Annotated in this window: 1 pseudogene; it reads right to left on the bottom strand. The window is 67.9% G+C overall.

Annotation, left to right across the window (positions count from 1 at the left end):
* A pseudogene (locus tag FV226_RS27585) lies at positions 1 to 1,023 on the bottom strand (IS256 family transposase); the annotation flags it as partial.

Below are 1,023 nucleotides of genomic sequence, written 5' to 3'. Positions count from 1 at the left end.
TTCCACGCCTTCTCGGAGCGGTTCAAGACCAGGTAGAGCAGCTTCAGCGCGGCCTCGTCGGTCGGGAAGTGGCCCCGGGCGCGCACGGCCCGGCGTAGCGTGGCGTTCAAGGCCTCGATGGCGTTCGTCGTGTAGAGGATCCGGCCGACGTCGCCAGGGACCGCGTAGAACGGCACGACCTCACTCCAGGCCCGCCGCCAACTCTGGCCGATGGCCAGGTACTTCCGGCCCCACTCGCTCGCCTCGAAGGCAACCAAGGCCGTCTCGCCGGCTGTGGCGTCGAGCGCGCGATAGATGTCCTTGAGCGCGACCGCCACCGCTTTGCGATCCTTGTAGGAGACGAAGTCGAGGCTGTGGCGCAGCAGGTGGACGATGCAGGTCTGGACCATCGCGTCGGGGAAGACCGCCCGGGATCGCGTCGGGGAAGCCCTTCAGCCCATCGACCACGGCAAGGAGCACATCTTCGACGCCGCGGTTCCTGAGCTCGTTCATGACCCGCAGCCAGAATTTGGCGCCCTCGTTCTGCTCCAGCCACAGGCCGAGGATCTCCTTGGATCCGTCGGCGCGCACGCCGAGCGCGATGTGCACGGCCTTGTTCCGGACGAGGCCCTCGTCGCGCACCTTGATCCGCAAGGCGTCGAAGAACACGAGCGGGTAGACCGGCTCCAACGGCCGGGCCTGCCAGGCGGCGACCTCCTCCAGCACCGCGTCGGTCACCGTGCTGATCAGGTCGGGTGAGACCTCGATCCCGTAGAGCTCACGCAGGTGCCCGACGATCTCTCGGGTGCTCATGCCGCGGGCGTACAGCGACACGATCTTGTCGTCGAAGCCCGGAAAGCGGCGCTGATAGCGGGCGATCAGCTGCGGATCGAACGTCGCCTGCCGGTCGCGGGGGATCGCCAGTTCGATCCGGCCCGTCTCGGTCGTGACCGTCTTGCGGCCGTAGCCGTTACGGCTGTTGCCGGCGTCCTCGCCCGCCAGATGATGGTCCATCTCGGCGTTGAGCGCCCGCTCGGCCAGGGC

This window comes from Methylobacterium sp. WL12, from assembly GCF_008039475.1.
Lineage (GTDB): Bacteria > Pseudomonadota > Alphaproteobacteria > Rhizobiales > Beijerinckiaceae > Methylobacterium > Methylobacterium cerastii.
Note: the sequence above shows the minus strand (reverse complement) of the source record. Positions and strands in the feature narration are given on the sequence as shown.